Source organism: Fulvivirga ulvae, from assembly GCF_021389975.1.
GTDB classification, from domain to species: domain Bacteria; phylum Bacteroidota; class Bacteroidia; order Cytophagales; family Cyclobacteriaceae; genus Fulvivirga; species Fulvivirga ulvae.
On sequence record NZ_CP089981.1, the window covers coordinates 100249 to 116349 of the forward strand.

17 protein-coding genes are annotated in these 16101 nt (G+C 41.6%); 3 read left to right on the forward strand and 14 right to left on the reverse strand.

The genetic code is table 11. The features are described 5' to 3' along the window. Positions 1-3: 3 nt before the first annotated feature. The 4 genes from LVD17_RS00420 to LVD17_RS00435 all read right to left on the reverse strand — a co-directional run bounded on the left by LVD17_RS00420 (position 4) and on the right by LVD17_RS00435 (position 2811). Positions 4-507: a nuclear transport factor 2 family protein gene (locus LVD17_RS00420; RefSeq protein WP_233763905.1), complete on the reverse strand. Its 504-nt coding sequence runs from the start codon at positions 505-507 to the stop codon at positions 4-6. 545 nt (positions 508-1052) lie between these two features. Next, on the reverse strand, positions 1053-1589 hold the full coding sequence (locus tag LVD17_RS00425) for a GNAT family N-acetyltransferase (RefSeq protein ID WP_233763907.1): 537 nt from the start codon (positions 1587-1589) through the stop codon (positions 1053-1055). Then, positions 1579-2076 carry a MarR family winged helix-turn-helix transcriptional regulator gene (locus LVD17_RS00430; protein WP_233763909.1) on the reverse strand — a complete coding sequence of 166 codons (498 nt, stop codon included), beginning with the start codon at positions 2074-2076 and terminating at the stop codon, positions 1579-1581. The genes LVD17_RS00425 and LVD17_RS00430 overlap by 11 nt, the downstream gene beginning before the upstream one ends. A gap of 90 nt (positions 2077-2166) precedes the next feature. Further along, positions 2167-2811, reverse strand: coding sequence for an energy transducer TonB (locus tag LVD17_RS00435; protein ID WP_233763911.1), 645 nt, complete (start codon positions 2809-2811; stop codon positions 2167-2169). A 153-nt stretch (positions 2812-2964) separates the two neighbouring features. Here LVD17_RS00435 and LVD17_RS00440 point away from each other — a divergent pair, with 153 nt between their 5' ends. Continuing rightward, entirely contained in the window at positions 2965-4650 is a 1686-nt protein-coding gene (locus tag LVD17_RS00440) for a TldD/PmbA family protein (protein WP_233763913.1), read from the forward strand. Further along, a complete protein-coding gene (locus LVD17_RS00445; protein WP_233763914.1) occupies positions 4647-6290 on the forward strand; it encodes a metallopeptidase TldD-related protein in 1644 nt (547 codons plus the stop codon). The genes LVD17_RS00440 and LVD17_RS00445 overlap by 4 nt, the downstream gene beginning before the upstream one ends. Positions 6291-6354: 64 nt before the next feature. Here LVD17_RS00445 and LVD17_RS00450 read toward each other — a convergent pair whose 3' ends face one another. Together LVD17_RS00450 and LVD17_RS00455 are read right to left on the reverse strand one after the other, a co-directional pair. Next, a complete protein-coding gene (locus LVD17_RS00450) occupies positions 6355-7317 on the reverse strand; it encodes an NAD(P)-dependent alcohol dehydrogenase (protein ID WP_233763915.1) in 963 nt (320 codons plus the stop codon). Between the two features lie 2 nt (positions 7318-7319). Further along, positions 7320-8279 carry an NAD(P)-dependent alcohol dehydrogenase gene (locus LVD17_RS00455; RefSeq protein WP_233763917.1) on the reverse strand — a complete coding sequence of 320 codons (960 nt, stop codon included), beginning with the start codon at positions 8277-8279 and terminating at the stop codon, positions 7320-7322. 282 nt (positions 8280-8561) lie between these two features. Here LVD17_RS00455 and LVD17_RS00460 point away from each other — a divergent pair, with 282 nt between their 5' ends. Next, on the forward strand, positions 8562-9044 hold the full coding sequence (locus LVD17_RS00460; RefSeq protein ID WP_233763919.1) for a DUF5362 family protein: 483 nt from the start codon (positions 8562-8564) through the stop codon (positions 9042-9044). Between the two features lie 45 nt (positions 9045-9089). On the opposite strand, the gene LVD17_RS00465 is transcribed toward LVD17_RS00460, so the two are convergent. From LVD17_RS00465 to LVD17_RS00500, 8 genes are all read right to left on the reverse strand, one after another. Next, positions 9090-9581, reverse strand: coding sequence for a peptide deformylase (locus LVD17_RS00465; protein WP_233763920.1), 492 nt, complete (start codon positions 9579-9581; stop codon positions 9090-9092). A 113-nt stretch (positions 9582-9694) separates the two neighbouring features. After that, positions 9695-11329: a T9SS type A sorting domain-containing protein gene (locus LVD17_RS00470; protein WP_233763921.1), complete on the reverse strand. Its 1635-nt coding sequence runs from the start codon at positions 11327-11329 to the stop codon at positions 9695-9697. A 196-nt stretch (positions 11330-11525) separates the two neighbouring features. Beyond that, positions 11526-12260, reverse strand: a complete 735-nt coding sequence (locus tag LVD17_RS00475; protein ID WP_233763922.1) for a DJ-1/PfpI family protein — start codon at positions 12258-12260, stop codon at positions 11526-11528. Positions 12261-12329: 69 nt separating this feature from the next. Further along, the gene (locus tag LVD17_RS00480) at positions 12330-12905 is read right to left on the reverse strand and encodes a Crp/Fnr family transcriptional regulator (protein ID WP_233763923.1); all 576 of its coding nucleotides are present in this window, start codon (positions 12903-12905) and stop codon (positions 12330-12332) included. 44 nt (positions 12906-12949) lie between these two features. After that, on the reverse strand, positions 12950-13639 hold the full coding sequence (locus LVD17_RS00485; RefSeq protein ID WP_233763925.1) for a hypothetical protein: 690 nt from the start codon (positions 13637-13639) through the stop codon (positions 12950-12952). A gap of 10 nt (positions 13640-13649) precedes the next feature. Further along, a complete protein-coding gene (locus LVD17_RS00490) occupies positions 13650-14591 on the reverse strand; it encodes a proline dehydrogenase family protein (protein ID WP_233763927.1) in 942 nt (313 codons plus the stop codon). 11 nt (positions 14592-14602) lie between these two features. Next, positions 14603-14905 (reverse strand): ArsR/SmtB family transcription factor, encoded by a 303-nt coding sequence (locus tag LVD17_RS00495; RefSeq protein WP_233763929.1) that lies wholly within the window; start codon positions 14903-14905, stop codon positions 14603-14605. A gap of 318 nt (positions 14906-15223) precedes the next feature. Next, positions 15224-16087 (reverse strand): ester cyclase, encoded by an 864-nt coding sequence (locus LVD17_RS00500; RefSeq protein WP_233763932.1) that lies wholly within the window; start codon positions 16085-16087, stop codon positions 15224-15226. Positions 16088-16101 lie beyond the last annotated feature (14 nt).

A 16101-nucleotide genomic window follows, 5' to 3' on the forward strand; every position in this document is an offset into this window, starting at 1 on the left:
GGCTTACACCTTAACTACGAAAGATTTCAATTCAATCAATATCCTTGAGCCTGCACTTCGAAATTTATATATATCGCAAAATGCATATGTGACATCTTCCATTACCATAAAACCATTGGCGGTCCCTTCTTTCCCGTGAGTAACGATTGAGTCAATTATCAACTCCTCAGGTCGCGGATATTCCAACATCTTGTCTATTTCTTTCTTAAAGGCTGCCTCGCCGTTTACTTCAAAGTCTCCGTAGACGCACCATTTGATATTTTCATCCACGTGATCCAGAATGAAAGCAGCATTTCCCTTGGCAAACGCAATGTTGAAATCGCGAATGAAAGTTTTTTTAGGAGAATTTCCACAATCTGGTGCTATTGTAATTTTAGTCATAATCTCTATTTTCAGCCTTAGTGGCGCCCACAATACAGAATGTACTGTCAGGTTCATTTCCACCATTTGATTTTTAAACAAAATAGACCAATTTTTCTTTTCCACACGAAGTCCCTTTGCGGACATTTAACAGGCTGATTGCGACAAAAGAATATTGTCACTTCGCAGCATATGACCTCCCCCTGCACTGAACAGTGGATTTGAATGGCCGGAATGCCCTCGCCGACACCGAGGTGGAGTTTTTTCTTTGCTGTTACTTCAGTTTCTTTATTTATGACACTCGAAAACGAATAGAACAAACCGTCCCCAAACTCGTCATTCCTGAATTTTCGTATATGCGTGTGATTTATGGGAGTGCAATGAAAATATCAGGAATCTCCTTGACCTGGGGTAGTGGCTAAACCTCTTGCAGCACATTTAATCAGGGGACCCCAAATCTTCGCTACGCTGCGTTTGGAATGACCTAGTAGGGACGACTCTGCGGTGCTTTTGTGGTATATATCTGTTATTATTTTCTGGCGGATGTCTCTCGAAGAGGACTCCTCGGCAATTTTAGCGTGCACTACATTATACAGGTCTGGTTCAGCAAGTGCTCTTAAGTTCGGGACTCCAGATGTTTTCTCAGTTACTCTATGAAAGTCCGGAATAACAGGCCAAATATTCAGCCTCCCCTACAATGCCAGCCGAAAACCAAAAACCTCCAGGCCTTCCTGGTTAAAATCCAAATCTTCAGATCTTTTGAAGCCTGATTTTTCGTACATCTGCCAGGCAGTTTGCATAGCCTTTGTCGTATGGATAACCACTTGTTGCCGGTTTGTCTCCCTGGCCTTATCAATACATGCCTGCACCAGTAGTTTGCCTATCCCCTGCCTTCTGGCTAAAGGACTAACGGCCAACAACCTAAAGCCTGCCGCATCTTTCTCTTTGGTAGCTGTACCCCCGGAACCATAATATTGCATATCTCCAAAGTAAACTACTGCACCTAGTATAATCCCTTTTGAAGAAACAGCCACGATAAGTTCGGTCTCAGGCTTGGCTGTCAGATCGCCCACATTGGCCAGCAGGTTGTAATACCGTGGACGCTCCGAGGGTTTTGGGAAACCTTCAAGGCCGGAATAAACCTCCACCATTAACTGACCAATTTCGGCATATTCATTTGGGTATGCCCCTCTCACGGTAGGCCCGACACTTACAATTTCACTTTCCATATCTGCTCTGTTTTTTAATGATCACACGTTCGTGAAGGGGCTTTTTCTCTAATTCTGCATCTATCCTTTCCAGAATGGCAATTATCTCCGGATGACCTGTGGTAAGCACATCCCGGAGCGCCGTGGATATCTGCTCCCAAACCGGATTAAGCTTATCAAGAAGCTTCCGGCCTGCTTTGGTCAGTGAAACCAGCTTGGAGCGCTTGTCGTCAGGATTGGTTTTTATTTGAGCCAGACCTTCCTTTTCAAGCTCCTTCACAATGTTTTTCACCGTTATATGCGAAAAAGCAATCTGGTCGGTAATCTCCATAATGGTTTGAGGCTCCCCAGCCCTGGAAAGCACGTAATAAACCGGAAACCAACTGGATTTAAAGCCCAGGTCGGAATTTTTATAAATGGTATCGCCACTAATCTGCAGCTTCTCATAAACCCTTCTGAATCGCGAACCTCCCGAAAGGAACCCTAACTTTTCAATGATGTCTGCCATACTGTTTATGAAAGTAGTTTTGTAAAATTATAAAACTACTTTCATATTTACAAGAGCGAGAAACAGGATGTTTGGCTTGGATTACATACTTTATTCTTTTATTCTTCCAAACGAGATCGGTACGATCATCCTTGACTGAACCTTAACCCCACTTTGTGTCGCAGGAATAAATTTATAATTGATGGCTTTCAACACTCTGAGTGCCTCGGCATCTGCAACTTCATGAAGCCCTTTAACCAACTCCCCATTAGTCATATTACCAAGGGTATCTATCATAAACTGAACATAAACTTTATCCTCCATATGTAATCGCTTGGGATAACGGATTTCGCTGGCAATTGCTTCATAAAATTTCTCATGCCCTCCCTCAGGAAGGGGCATGGTTTCCACCACCATTCCAAAAACCACAGGCTCATAACCAGTTTCTTCTACCGGTATTTCTTCAATTTCTGATATTTCCTGAGCACTAACCTGTACAACAGAAGCTGCTATGGCCGTAACGCTTACCGCTAAGTATTTCAGAAGCGGTTTGCTTAACTGTGAGCGCCTGAATATACCACATACGGGAGTGTTCGATGCTTTGAGGGATTTTAACAGTTCCTCTTCTGAAGAAGTGGTAAAGTCAAGTACCTTATGTCGGCATTTCTCGCAAAAATAGTCTCTGCCACATGAATTTAAGGATTCCCTGCTTTCCGGACAGTTAAATGCCAGGGTGATGTTCTTGATATCGACCATAGAGTTAAGATTTAAAGTCATAATTCCGATGCATCCTGAAAGTCACATACTAAGATTTTTTCTATAGCGTTTAAAAATCGATTAAATACAAATTAATTTTATTATAATATTATTATTGGTTAATTTCGCATTTTTGGTGATTATGAAATTTGTATGCAAAAACTAAATTTGAAAGGTCTGCTAACCCTTATGGCAGTGCTGCTGCTAAATCTCGCTCAAGCGCAGAGCGACACTCTTTTAACTACCTTATCAGAGGAGTTGGAAAGGGAATTTGAAGTCCTCTCCAAAGCCGAATACCCTGTTTATTACATGGATTACCGTGCTGATGATGAAAGTACACTTTCCATAAGTGCAAGTTTTGGCAGCTTAATGAGCTCAACTGTCTACCGATCGCGAAATTGCCAGCCTACTTTAAGAGTTGGTGATTATACCCTTGACAATACTCATGAATCGAACAGCTATTTTGGGTATGGAGGGACACATGCCCAACCCATCCCTCTGAATAACGAGCCAAATGCCATTAAACAAGTGCTTTGGCGTCTCACGGGTATAGCCTACAACATGGCAAAAAACCGGTATAAACATGTACAAAGCCAGGAAAGAAAAGATAGTATAAACGATTTTTCAAGAGAACAACCTGTTACTTTTTATGAACCTGAGGACACCGAAAAAGTGGAGGAAACAAAATGGGAACATATTGCGAAAAGGCTTTCCTCGACTTTCATTGGTGAACCGGATATTATCTCAGGTAATGTATATATTGATTATTCAAAAGTAAGAAAATACTTTATCAGCAGTGAGGGGACTTCGGTTGTTCAGAACTCCAAACTGATCCAGATACATGTGGTTACTCAAATGGTGAATGACGACCAGGAGGTGGTCGATCTCTACAAGTCCTTTTCAGCTATGTCTGAAGAGAAAATACCTGCCCTGGATGAAATGGTCAAAGAAACGCAAGACCTCATAACTACACTCAAAGCGTTGAAAACCGCTCCATATGCAGAACCATATACAGGTCCGGCGATTTTACACCCCAGAGCTTCCGCTGTATTCTTTCATGAAATTTTCGGGCATAGAATTGAAGGACACCGTTTGAAGAATGAAGAGGACGGACAAACTTTTAAAGAAAAAATTGGCGACCGGATTCTTCCTGAGCTCATCAACATATATGCTGACCCTACGCTATCCGGCTATGAAGGAACCGACCTGAATGGCTTTTATAAGTATGACGACCAGGGCTTGGAAGGCCGTAAAGTATCTGTTGTAGAAAATGGGGTGCTGAAAAACTTCCTGATGTCCAGAACGCCTATTGAAAACTTTGACATTTCCAATGGACACGGACGGTCTCAAATAGGCACATCTCCTGTAGCCCGACAATCTAACCTGATTGTAGAAACACAAACGGGACTGACAGACGATGAATTACGTGCTCAGCTTATCAAGGAATGTAAAGCACAAGGCAAGGCTTATGGCTATTACTTTGAGGATGTTACGGGTGGGTTTACTCAAACTTCCAGGCATACCCCAAATGCTTTTAATATCATGCCTACTCTGGTATATCGTATTTATGCCGATGGAAGGCCGGACGAACTGGTTAAAGGTGTAGACCTGATCGGTACACCTCTGGCTATGTTTGCCGAGGTAATGGCCACGGGCAAATCCAATGGCGTTTTTAATGGCATATGTGGTGCCGAATCGGGCAGTATACCGGTAAGTGCCGTGGCTCCAAGCATACTGGTGAGAAGAATCGAAACTCAAAAGAAGCCCGTCAACAATATTAAATCAGAAAAGCCCATTCTTCAAAATCCTCAACTTCAACAATTATCTGACGAAAAATGAAAAAGTACTGTCTGTCACTTCTGATCTCTGCTATATGTTTCTGCAACCTTTCCGCCCAGCAGATAGATACCATTAAGCAGGCTATGAAAGATGAGCTTACAAGAAGCATCAATGAGTTATCCCACGCAGAATATGAAAAACCATTTTATATTGGCTATACTATTGAAGATACTCAAAGAATAACCATACAAGCCTCTTTAGGAGGAATACTTAATTCAAACAAAGAGCATTACAGATCTCTCAACACACGTGTTCTGGTAGGAGATTATGATTTTAATGATGAAAGCCTGCAACAATCAACCGTAGAGCCTTACTATACTTTAGCAGATATGAACATACCGGTTGAAAATGACTATTACGGTATTAGAAGATCTCTTTGGTCTGTTACCGATAAAGTCTATAAAACTGCAGGTGAAGTATTTGAAGAGCATAAAAAAAACAGGACAAAGGAAGAGGGTAAATCCGAAAAGACTCCGCTCCTGAAGTTTTACAAGCATGAACCTGTCCGTATTCATTCTACTTCTACTGTGGAACCTATCGATAAAGAGCTACTGGAAAATGAAATGAGAAAGATATCATCTCTATTTTTAGATTATCCAGATATGAGCGTTTCCAATGTTGTATTCAACGGAGCGAAAGGGGCTACCTATTTTATGAATACGGAAGGCTCTGATGTTTATATGGAAACAAATATCGCATCACTAATTATTTCCGCTGCGTTTCAAAATGAAGACGGTAGCTATGTTTTTGATCAGTATCGGTACATTAATGAAGATGCGTCAAAAATATTTAAAGAGACTGATTTTCGTAAGGAAGTAGCTGACATTTACAAGGACTTGAGTGCACAAAAGTCAGCGAAACAATTCGAAGATAGCTACGAGGGGCCTGTCATTTTTATTGATGACGCCGTACCCCATTTATTTGGTCACATAATCAATCAGTTTCGTCCGGAACCTCCTGGAAGTGAGGATGATGGATACAATTTTGTACCACAATTTTCATTGGAGTCGAAGCTGAATAAAAAGATATTCTCGGAGTCTCTGTCCATCACGTTAACACCTTCGATGACCATGTATAATGATCAGCCCTTACCCGGCTCTTACCTTATCGATGATGAAGGGGTTGTGCCTCATGAAAAAATAGTATTGGTCGAGGATGGCATTGTCAATAATTTAATGGTAGGTCGAAACTATTATAAGAAGGACCTAACCCCTAATGGTACAGGTTCAGGCCCCGGCGTAGTACATATCAATATCAGCCAAAAGGAGAAGAACCTTAAATCCCTGAAGAAGAAAATGCTGAAAATTGCAGAAAAGGAGGGCCTGAAATATGGATTAATGATTTCAAAAATTAACAATGAGCAACTCAAAGTTTATAAAATCCACAAAGATGGACGTGAAGAGTTGTACAGGGGCGCTTTTATCAGGGATATCGACAAAAAAACACTTCGAAAAATAGAGGGTGCCGTTGGTGAAGGAGAAATACACAATTTTATGGGAAGCCCGGGGAGCGCAACATATATCTCACCCAAGGCTGTTTTGATAAGCGATGTAGAGGTTGACCCAAGCCATCAGTCACAATTTAAAATGGATCCTCCTTTGGTGGAAAGCCCACTTAAAGCTATTCAACTTAAAGAATAACTTATATATAATCTCATCAGGGCTGCTTTTAAAGTATCCTGATGAGATTATACTCCTGAAGTGCTCAGACAGTGAGTACTACCTTCCCAATAAACTTCCCCTCTCCAAAGTACTTCATGGCTTCGGAAGCTTCATCTAAGGGATACACCTTATCAATAATGGGCTTGAGCTCTCCTTTTTCAAACATCTCAGCCAAAATCTCAAGATCTGACCTGTTAGGCGTATGCATAAGCAGCCCCATCTTGCGCGACTTTACCGCCCAGGGAGCTATTAACCCGATCTTTAAAAGCATGGAGACCGAACCTCCAACAACTACAAATGTACCGCCCCGCTTCAGGGATCGCTTATAATCTGAAAGTGAACGTTTAGCAATTACATCCAGCACCATATCATATTGCTTACCGTTTTTGGTATAGTCCTCCTTAAGGAAATCAATAACATGATCTGCCCCAAGCGAGCGCAAAAAGTCCAGTTTCTCGCCCTTGTCTACTACCGTTATTTTGGCTCCTTTTAGTTTGGCCATTTGTATGGCAAAGGTACCCACACCGCCTCCTGCCCCATTAATTAAAAGCTGCTGACCCGCTTCTACTCCGCCATTGCTGCGGAGTCCCTGAAGCGCCAGTACACCCGCCTGGGGGATGGCTGCCGCCTCTTCAAAAGGCAATGTTGCAGGTTTAAACGCCAGCTTGCTTTCATGGGTACATACGTACTCGGCAAAAGCACCAAAGCCTGTCCCGGAAATGTCACCAAACACTTCATCTCCCGGTTTAAAATATGTCACGTTCTTTCCTACTGCTTCGACTATGCCTGCCACATCGCTGCCGATGATGTTGTACCTTGGCTTAAAAAGACCAAAAAGCAGCCTGTAAGCATATGGTTTGCCCAAAACAAGGTCCCAGTCCCACGAATTAATGGAGGTAGCTTTCACTTTTATCAACACTTCTTCATCCTTTGGAGAAGGCCTCTTTACCTCTTCAAGCCTTAGTATATCAGGTGAGCCATATTGATGATAGACGATGGCTTTCATTTTCAGTTAGCTATGGTGATGATTAAGTTTCCTTGTTTTTGGCCACTTTCCACATATCTATGCGCTTCAACTACCTGCTCAAGCGGGTATTTTTTGTCTATCACGGGTTTTATCTTCCCTTCTTTAACCAGCTGAGCCAGATAAAGCAAATCTTGCGGAGTTTCCTCAGCAAAATCATAAATAACTTTCTTGCTTGCCCATTTTGCCCTGATCATTTTCCCAGGGCTAGGGTTGGCAAGCAAGTAACATCCATCGTTTTTCACAAGACCAAGGCACTTTGAATATGGACTGCCATAGATCAGGTCAAATACCACATCGTATTGCTCACCACTCTCAAAATAATTCTCTCGGGTGTAATCAATCACGTGATCGGCGCCGAGTGACAGCAACATATCCAGCTTTGCTCCATTATCAACGGCCGTTACCTCCGCACCATAGTTTTTGGCAAGTTGCACCCCATATGTCCCTATACTCCCTCCCCCACCTATTACCAGCACCTTTTGTCCGGGACGAATATTTGCTTTTCGCAGGAACTGGAGGGCATTGATTCCGGCCACGGGTAATGTTGCGGCATCTTCGTGACTGATTTCTACCGGTTTAACGGCCATGTTCTTAGGGTCACGGCTCATGTATTCCGCATTGGCTCCCATGTGCATGCCTCCCGTACCGAAAATAGCATCGCCAACTTTAAAGGAAGTCACCTTACTACCCACGGCCTCTACCACACCAGAAAATTCTGCTCCTGCCACCAGTTTTCTGGGCTTGCTAATGCCCATAAAGAGGCGTAAAGGGATGCGTGTCCACAACGGCAATGACATACCCCTGATCTCGCAATCACCCATGATCACGGTAGAGGCGTATACTTTTATGAGTACTTCATTGTCTTTGGGGATTGGTTTTTCCACCTCTCTCACCTCCAGCACTTCAGGAGGGCCATACCGGGTGACTATTGTTGCTTTCATTGTGGGGCGTGTTTCTGATTTAAGTACAGAATCAATTAATCACTATTATACCTCATATCCTCCTAAAATATGATAAGTGACAAATAAAACGGCTTGATGGTTGGGATTTTGGGGTGACAATAAGTGCCTGATACGGATAAGGTAAATCTAGCCCCTTCCATAAACTCCTGGTTATTTAACCGCTGATGATACCATTCAAAATTCAATAAATACATCTTTATTCCTGACTGAGTTGAAAAATAAGAATATATTGTAGCGCATTTACTTTTAAAATTTAAAAATATGGAAAACGAAAATCTTTCAAGCCCATTGGATCATATGGCAGGTAGTGGCAAAAGTGATCTGGCAATATCGTCAGAAATGGCTGGTTATTTAGATGTGGCAGGTAAATGGGGTAAGTTTATTGCCATACTCGGCTTCATCGGTACCGGATTTATGGTCTTAGCAGGTTTACTGTCAGGTACCGTGCTATCTTCTATGGGGCAGGATACCGGCATGCCTATTCCAGGCTTTGCATTCGGTTTAATATATGTAGTTATGGCGGTGCTGTACTTTTTCCCGTTGTATTACTTATTCAACTTTTCATCGAACATCAGGAATGCCGTAAGAAGTGGAAATAACCACCAACTCACAGTGGCTTTTAAAAACCTTAAATCTCACTACCAGTTTATAGGCATACTCATGGTTGTTTTGATTGGTATTTATGTACTGGCTATTTTCGGTGCTATAGTATTTGGTGCTTTTGGCGCTTTAGGATCGTTTTAAAGGAATAAAAGCTGCCTCATCATTGAGGTAGCTTTCCCTGCACTCTTAAGGTCTCCACTTAAAAGATTTATCATCAATAACCCTCATTGTGCATAAAACACCATTGAGATGGTCATACTCATGTTGGATGAGTTCAGCTTCATTATCTGAGGCTTTCCACTCCTGCATGTCCCAGTTTTCATCGAGGTACCTTAAGGTTAGGTGCTTGTGGCGTTTTACTTTAACCAAAAGGTTTGGAAAACTCATGCAATCGTCCCATAGCTCAAACATCTCTTCGCTAAGATATGATAGCTCCGGATTGATAATAACCTTAGGCTGGCCTAAATCAATGTATATCAGCCGCTTCATTATGCCCAATTGAGGAGCTGCAATGCCCCGCCCAAAATTGTATTTGTCCCGGATTTCTGCCATAGCGCTGGCCAAATCCTCTGCCCAACCTTTGACTGAATTTAATTCTGATTGTAAAACAGGCTCACTTTTTTGATACAATAGAGGATGGCCTAATTGCAATATGTCTTTAATTCCTTTTTTGTTCATGGCTTAAATATAGCTTAAACATTGCAAATAGGGATGTATACCAGCAGTAATGGATGCTTCTTTAAAGAAGCTTACAAAGACTCTATGGACCTGGTAAGCGTCAACATTATGGATTAACGGATAATCAACTTACGGTCCACACTATGCGTCCCATCAGAAATATTAAGAAGGTAGATCCCGGAATTAAGGCCTGATACTTCAATCTGTTTTGCATCCACATTGCCATCAAACCTGCCTTTTTCAATCACCTCTCCTGTGTAAGATCGCAGTGCCCAGGTAACCTCCTTTGAAAAAGAACCCGTTCTAAGAGTAATAATATCCGATGCCGGATTGGGATAAGCCACAACCTCTTGTATTTTGTTATCATTAACTCCCGTAATCATATTGACTTTTACCGGGAAGCGCTGAATTCTACTATACTTCCCAACAGAAGCCGTTATAGTTACTGAGTCCGTAGAATCAATATTTTCAAGCGCAGTCAATTTTAGTTCATCAGCGTCAACCTCCACTACTACAGATGCGTTTAAATTGGTAGTAATAACATAAGTCAGCCTCTCATCTTTTGTTGTTGAAAAGATATCGCTGTATTTAACAAAGACCTCCTCTCCATAGTTGAGCTCCTGTTGTTCAATAATCCTTTCTTCTTCAATAACCTCACTAAAAAACACTCTACTCCTTGTCACATATTCCCAATCACTTAATGAAGGTCTCCACTCACTTTTAAAAAATTCCGGTATTTGTTGAAGATCATTATAGATGTAATCAATCTTCCAATTATTTATCCAATTACCTACACCCTTATCAAAGTCATATTTTGTAATTAGTGTTCTATTTCCATAACCATTGTGCACATATTCATATTTTACATCCTCCTCCCATTCATTACTTGAACTATTCCATGTATAGTACGCTTCGGCGGTAAGGAATTCTCCAGTATAACTATAGACCGACTGGCCAGAATTTATCCATTCAACACCAGACAAATAGTAATCTGTAGTTAATACTTTTTTCCCATTTAAATCTAACTGCGTAATTACTTTGAAATATTCATGCCAGTCATCTGTATACCATGAATACCAATACTCTTCTGTCGTATTCTCTGTATAAATTATTGATCGTTTACCTTCAGGTTTCCAATCGTTAATCTCCTTAATCCAGGATGCTTCCTGTATCTCAATCTCATTCCCATCCCCATCATATTCATAGGTTGTCTTTAATACAGCTTCCCATTCCTCTTTTTCACTACCCCACTCATAATAAATGGTATATATAATATCCCCTAATTCATTAAGAATATATTCTTGTTTACGTATGTTAACCCACTTTGAGAGGTCGTTTTCCCATAATTGACCAAGGTTGACCTGTAATTTATTTACATCGTCAAATGTAACAAGGGTTCTGGATGAAGCCTGCCACTCTCCATTTTCATCTTCTCTGGAATAATAGGTTTGCTCTATACCTCTACCCTTGGAATCCCTTTTAACGGTGTATTTTCGGTTAGCCGAATTCCACTTCTGCTCCTCAACATTCCAGGGATCAGTAAGAATTGAGTCCTGTTGCCACAGGTCAGCATTTGCAGAGCTTTGCACTCTGGAAAAACCCATTTTCTTGGCTAAATAATAATCTTTAATGAATTTAAATGTATGATAATCAGAATCCTTCCCCTGATACTCAGAATCATAAAAACCAACCTCTTGCCCATAACTCTGTAGGCAGCAAAAAGTAATAATAATTAATACTAGTTTCAAGATGTAAGAATTGAACATTGCGCTTAAGTAGTGAAATAACAAACTATTACCAAAGAAAATGACACAATTATAAAACAATTAAATAACAGCAAAAAAAAGAATGTTGAATTATTAGAACCTTATAAATAAAAATTGGAACCCTCTCGAATTCCAATTTCTATTTCAACATAATATCTTAGTGCTCACTCCAGTATTACTACTCCCAATCCCTAAGCCTGTCGATATATAAATATGACTCTACAAATTCCCTGTGTTTTTCGCTGGTCAGTTTTTCAAGCAGCTCCAATGATGATATGTAGGTGGCAAGATTGCCGTTGGAAGAAAGAAATTTCCCGTCTTCCACATAGCTTATCAACGAGTCGTCCTGTACAAGAAGGTTTGGATAATTCTTCTGAAGCTCTTTTCCTCCACCAACCCAGGTGACTATTTTCTTACCATCTGCAATGCCTGAGGCTCCTATCAAATGTGCTCCGGCGCAGTTGCTTACGGTATATTGTGTTTCGTTGTTTTTCTCCTTAATGAAACTGACAATTTTGCTGTTATTCACCTGGGCGTGCATATCATAGGCGCTGGGTACTATCAGAACATTCAAAGCGGGGCAATTCTTAAAAGTATAATCGGGGATCATTTTCAAGCCCTCTTCGGAAATTAGCGGGGCATCGGTCTCTGCAATGGTGATCACGTTGAAGAGCTGCTCGCCACCTTCTGAGGGTTTTGCAAATACGTCCAGCGCGGCAGTGACTTCGGTAGTAAGTACGCCATCATACATTAGCAAACCAATGGTGGGCAAATCTTCTTTTATGGCTTTCAAATGAGTGCTTTCTGTTGTAACCTTTTCACTTACCTGATCCTGGTTATTCTGTGCTTTCTGCGTATTACAGGCTGACAAAATTACTATGAGTACGGGGGCTAATATCTTCATGTTTTTCATACCTTATTTGTTTGTTTTTTACTTGCCGGCAAAGGTATTCGTCACCTCAAAGAAAAAACTTGAACCAGTTTAAGAAACCTTTTTACTTCTCAATTTGCTCAGGTATTCCGGTGTTAAGCCAAGATAGGTAGCTACCAGATACTGGGGCATACGGTTGACAAACTCGGGAAATTCATCTCTAAATCTATAGAATATCTCTTCTTTGGAGTAAGTAAAAATATATTGTAACCGCTTAATAGCCGCTCCATAGCCTATTTCATAAACCTGCCTGAAGTAGCTGTCCATTACAGGGTGACAGGAAAGCAGTTTCTGTTGCTGTGCATATGAGATGCAAAGTACCTCAGAGGCTTCAACGGCCTGTATAAAAAAATCTGTTTTGCTTTGATGATGATATGCCAGAAAATCGGTGATCCACCAGTCCTTAATAGCAAACTGGATGGTCTTCTCCGCACCGTTATTGTCAATAAAATAGGCATGAAGGCAGCCATCCAATACAAAATAAATTTTATCACACTTCTCTCCGCCGTAAATAAGGGTATCTTTTTTGGCCAAAGTAACAGGATCAAAATAACCTGTGATCTGCTCATATTCCTTTGTATCGATATCAACGAACCTTTTGATATGGTGATAAAGCTTAATATCCATGGTATCGGCATTTAAAATTATCGTACAGCCAAGTTAGGCCTTATTCATCTCAAATGCTTCAATAGGTTCACTTCCTTTAAGTCATCGGGCACCTTTTTACTAAAAACCTTATTTTCACTCAGTACCGATACTGTATTAAACAATCCCTTATATTCGATGATGTAGTTGTTTTCCAGGTATATCCGCTTTCTCCTTCCTGAAAGTGAGAAGTCCCTTTTGCCATCGATCAAAATGTTGACAGGAGCACCTTCTTTCAATTCTGCTATTTTGAAATTCTCCCTTCGGGGCTCCCCCACATTCCAATAGTCCCAATTCAGAAAAAGCTCTATTTCCTTATCAAAACGGATCTTAAATATTTCGATATGCTGGCCAAACGGCTTCATCGAACCAAAAATCAGGTTTCGCTGCCGGGCCAGGTACTTCTCATAGTATTGTTTGAGCTGGCCTTCATCGTCACATCTTAGGGCATTTAGCTTCAAAAGGTTTAAATAGTCTTCGAAAGTGTGAAAATTATTGTCAATTAAAATGACCAGGTCTCCCAATACCCCTTCAACTTTCTCGAAGCAATCGTGACTGATAACCACCTCATCGCCATCCGCTGAAGTACCGGAGCTAACCTCCCTCTTCCAGGTCACATAGCCCTTCCGGGAGTCATAGCTTCTGTACTTCTTGTCATACTCGTAGGAGCATGAAAACACCTGAATGACATGGCAGGGCTTTTTATTGACTTTCATCCCCGGATCGTCAACCTACTATATCATTGATCGCCCTGAAAATGTTGAGCGGGTACTCTGCTATGCGGTTGCATAAGTAGAGGTACCACTCCTTGCCATACACGAAGTAAACCTTAGCCGGGTGGCCTTTGTCCTTTATGGTGGCCAGTTGCTCCATTTGTATGCCATACAAACTCTCAAACTCATAAATGTCTTTTGATGGCTGGTGTTTACTTATTAGCCGGAGAGCTTCCTGCTGTATGTTGTGATCGTGCGTGGCTATAGAGCAAAAGTGGCCTTGAGACAATAGCGCATCCAGGTAATTCAGATAGGTTTCATCGAGTTCTCTGCCACGGGACAGGGAAAGGTGAGCCGGTGTATCAAAAGCCCCTTTCACCAGCCTGATCCTGTTGGGCAACTTAATAAGTTCCTGAAAATCATCTTTGGACCGATGAAGGTAAGCCTGCATGGTTATAGACACCTGTTTACAATTTTTTGCTGCCGCCATATACGTTTCCAACACGGCATCAGTACGATTTACTCCCTCTGCACTTATAATAACTTCTGTGTGGTTAGGCGCTGCTGCCTCCAGAATACGCGTGATATTAGCCAGAGCCAGATCCTTGGATACGGCGAGGCCGATATGTGAAAGGTCCAGCGAGATGGTTGAATAAAGGTTTTGGCTTTCAATCTGACGGGCCATTTCTATAAACTCCTCCGTAGCTGCATTGGCTTCCTTTTCGGTGATGGTATTTTCACCCATAAACTCCATAGAGCACTTATACCCCTTTTCATTTTCAAGCACCACTTTTGCTATCGTCTCCTCCATGGTTTCTCCACCTATGTACCGGTCTGCCGCCTTTTTGAGGGCATGGAACAATGTGGCATTATTTAACAAGTATTCTTTGGCCTGCTCATTTAAGGCAGCTTTTTTCAGGGCCTTTGCCCCTAATTCAATTAACTCCTGATCCATGTTATGTTGGTTTAAAGTTTGACAGCAAGAGATTGTATAAACTCCTCAATTTTCGCTTCGTTCCTTTTATAATAAGTCCACTTTCCTATTCTTTTACCCGTTAGCAAGCCTGCCTTTTCCATCATGGTTAAATAATGGGAGGTAGTGGACTGCGACAAACCCAGCTTATCCTGAATATGGCACACGCATACCCCGTCATCAAAATTGGGCACATTGACCTGTGGTGGAAAATTTTCCTCCGGGCTTTTCAGCCAATCCAGTATCTCAACCCTGGCCTTATTGGACAGCACCTTGCTTACCTCTACGATATTCATAGGTCTAATGTAGCAACATATCGATAATTATCGATATGTTGTTTTGTGTTTTTTTAAAGCACCGGTACCCAAAAGATGGAGTTGTGTTGCTGTGCAATTTTGAAAGTGTAGTAGAGAAGAGCCAAACAGCGGCTTTACTAAACTTCCGAAAGTTTGGTAAAGCTTAACCGATCAGTGGCACGGACAGAAGCATAAAACCCTAACCATTCAGTACAAAGCTCTGGCAGGAAGTAATGAAGTGTTTAAAGGTGGCTGTCTGGGGACAGCCACCGGGGAGAAAAAGCTACAACAATGAAATGAGCAGACTTATGAACTGTTTTAATGAACGGCTGCATATACCTGCCTGTCCATTGTAATACCGTGCTCTTTGGTAAATTCTGCCGGGTTAAAATTAATTCTCCGGTACTCGTCCTGAACAGATCTTTTGGCTGCTTCCAAATGTTTCTGGCTCTGCCAAACGGCAATTGTCATGAGCTCAACATGGTCAGCATTGCCTTCATTTACCATTATATTGTCTTCAATAAAGCCGGGAAGTGTTTTAATGTAGCTCCTGTTGTAGGCCACCTTCTTCATAAACTCGCCATAAGCACTTCGCGGAACAGTAAACCTGTCTACAAAAATCACGTGGTCGCCGGACCTATTCGTAAGACTGGAAAAATCTGCCGGTAATATTTCCAACTGCTGCAAAAAGCTCAGGCGGTCAGTCATGATTTGGTGATAAATAATCTTACCGCTTTCAAAAGTATATACCGCATACCCCTGATTACTGATGGTTTTACCTGTTGGTGCAATATGTTGAAAGTTACCCTCATGGGTGCCGTTAACCCTTTGCCTGATCATCACTTTGTTGTCATCTGCGATAAGCTCCTCTATTTCCCATTTTGCATCCGGAAAGGCTTTGATCACTTGATCGATGCCTGTTTTAAATCCTTCCACCCCTTTGCCTCCCTGATCGTTGGCATAGCTTTCTGAAATCAGGTCATCAAGAGGTTCAAATTTCCTTTCGTTAAGGATAACCTCATACAGGTTTCGAATAGCTTCTTTGTTTGCGGTTTGTTCGTTAATTACTTCCATAGTTACTTCGTTATCAAGCTGGTCAGCCTGATCCGGTACACATGCCACAACAGATGCAGCCGATACCAGGGCAAGCAGCCAGATGCCTGGTGTTAATAAATACTTCATAGTTCTAAAATTTG

Bases quoted from the DNA above. Each gene is read 5' to 3' on its own strand.
- LVD17_RS00485 (WP_233763925.1), bottom strand. From the start codon at position 13,639: ATGAAAGTCAATAAAAAGCCCTGCCATGTCATTCAGGTGTTTTCATGC.
- LVD17_RS00480 (WP_233763923.1), bottom strand. From the start codon at position 12,905: ATGGATATTAAGCTTTATCACCATATCAAAAGGTTCGTTGATATCGAT.
- LVD17_RS00455 (WP_233763917.1), bottom strand. From the start codon at position 8,279: ATGAAAGCAACAATAGTCACCCGGTATGGCCCTCCTGAAGTGCTGGAG.
- LVD17_RS00460 (WP_233763919.1), top strand. From the start codon at position 8,562: ATGGAAAACGAAAATCTTTCAAGCCCATTGGATCATATGGCAGGTAGT.
- LVD17_RS00445 (WP_233763914.1), top strand. From the start codon at position 4,647: ATGAAAAAGTACTGTCTGTCACTTCTGATCTCTGCTATATGTTTCTGC.
- LVD17_RS00425 (WP_233763907.1), bottom strand. From the start codon at position 1,589: ATGGAAAGTGAAATTGTAAGTGTCGGGCCTACCGTGAGAGGGGCATAC.
- LVD17_RS00440 (WP_233763913.1), top strand. From the start codon at position 2,965: ATGCAAAAACTAAATTTGAAAGGTCTGCTAACCCTTATGGCAGTGCTG.
- LVD17_RS00495 (WP_233763929.1), bottom strand. From the start codon at position 14,905: ATGAATATCGTAGAGGTAAGCAAGGTGCTGTCCAATAAGGCCAGGGTT.
- LVD17_RS00500 (WP_233763932.1), bottom strand. From the start codon at position 16,087: ATGAAGTATTTATTAACACCAGGCATCTGGCTGCTTGCCCTGGTATCG.
- LVD17_RS00465 (WP_233763920.1), bottom strand. From the start codon at position 9,581: ATGAACAAAAAAGGAATTAAAGACATATTGCAATTAGGCCATCCTCTA.
- LVD17_RS00420 (WP_233763905.1), bottom strand. From the start codon at position 507: ATGTCCGCAAAGGGACTTCGTGTGGAAAAGAAAAATTGGTCTATTTTG.
- LVD17_RS00430 (WP_233763909.1), bottom strand. From the start codon at position 2,076: ATGGCAGACATCATTGAAAAGTTAGGGTTCCTTTCGGGAGGTTCGCGA.
- LVD17_RS00475 (WP_233763922.1), bottom strand. From the start codon at position 12,260: ATGAAAAACATGAAGATATTAGCCCCCGTACTCATAGTAATTTTGTCA.
- LVD17_RS00490 (WP_233763927.1), bottom strand. From the start codon at position 14,591: ATGGATCAGGAGTTAATTGAATTAGGGGCAAAGGCCCTGAAAAAAGCT.
- LVD17_RS00435 (WP_233763911.1), bottom strand. From the start codon at position 2,811: ATGGTCGATATCAAGAACATCACCCTGGCATTTAACTGTCCGGAAAGC.
- LVD17_RS00450 (WP_233763915.1), bottom strand. From the start codon at position 7,317: ATGAAAGCCATCGTCTATCATCAATATGGCTCACCTGATATACTAAGG.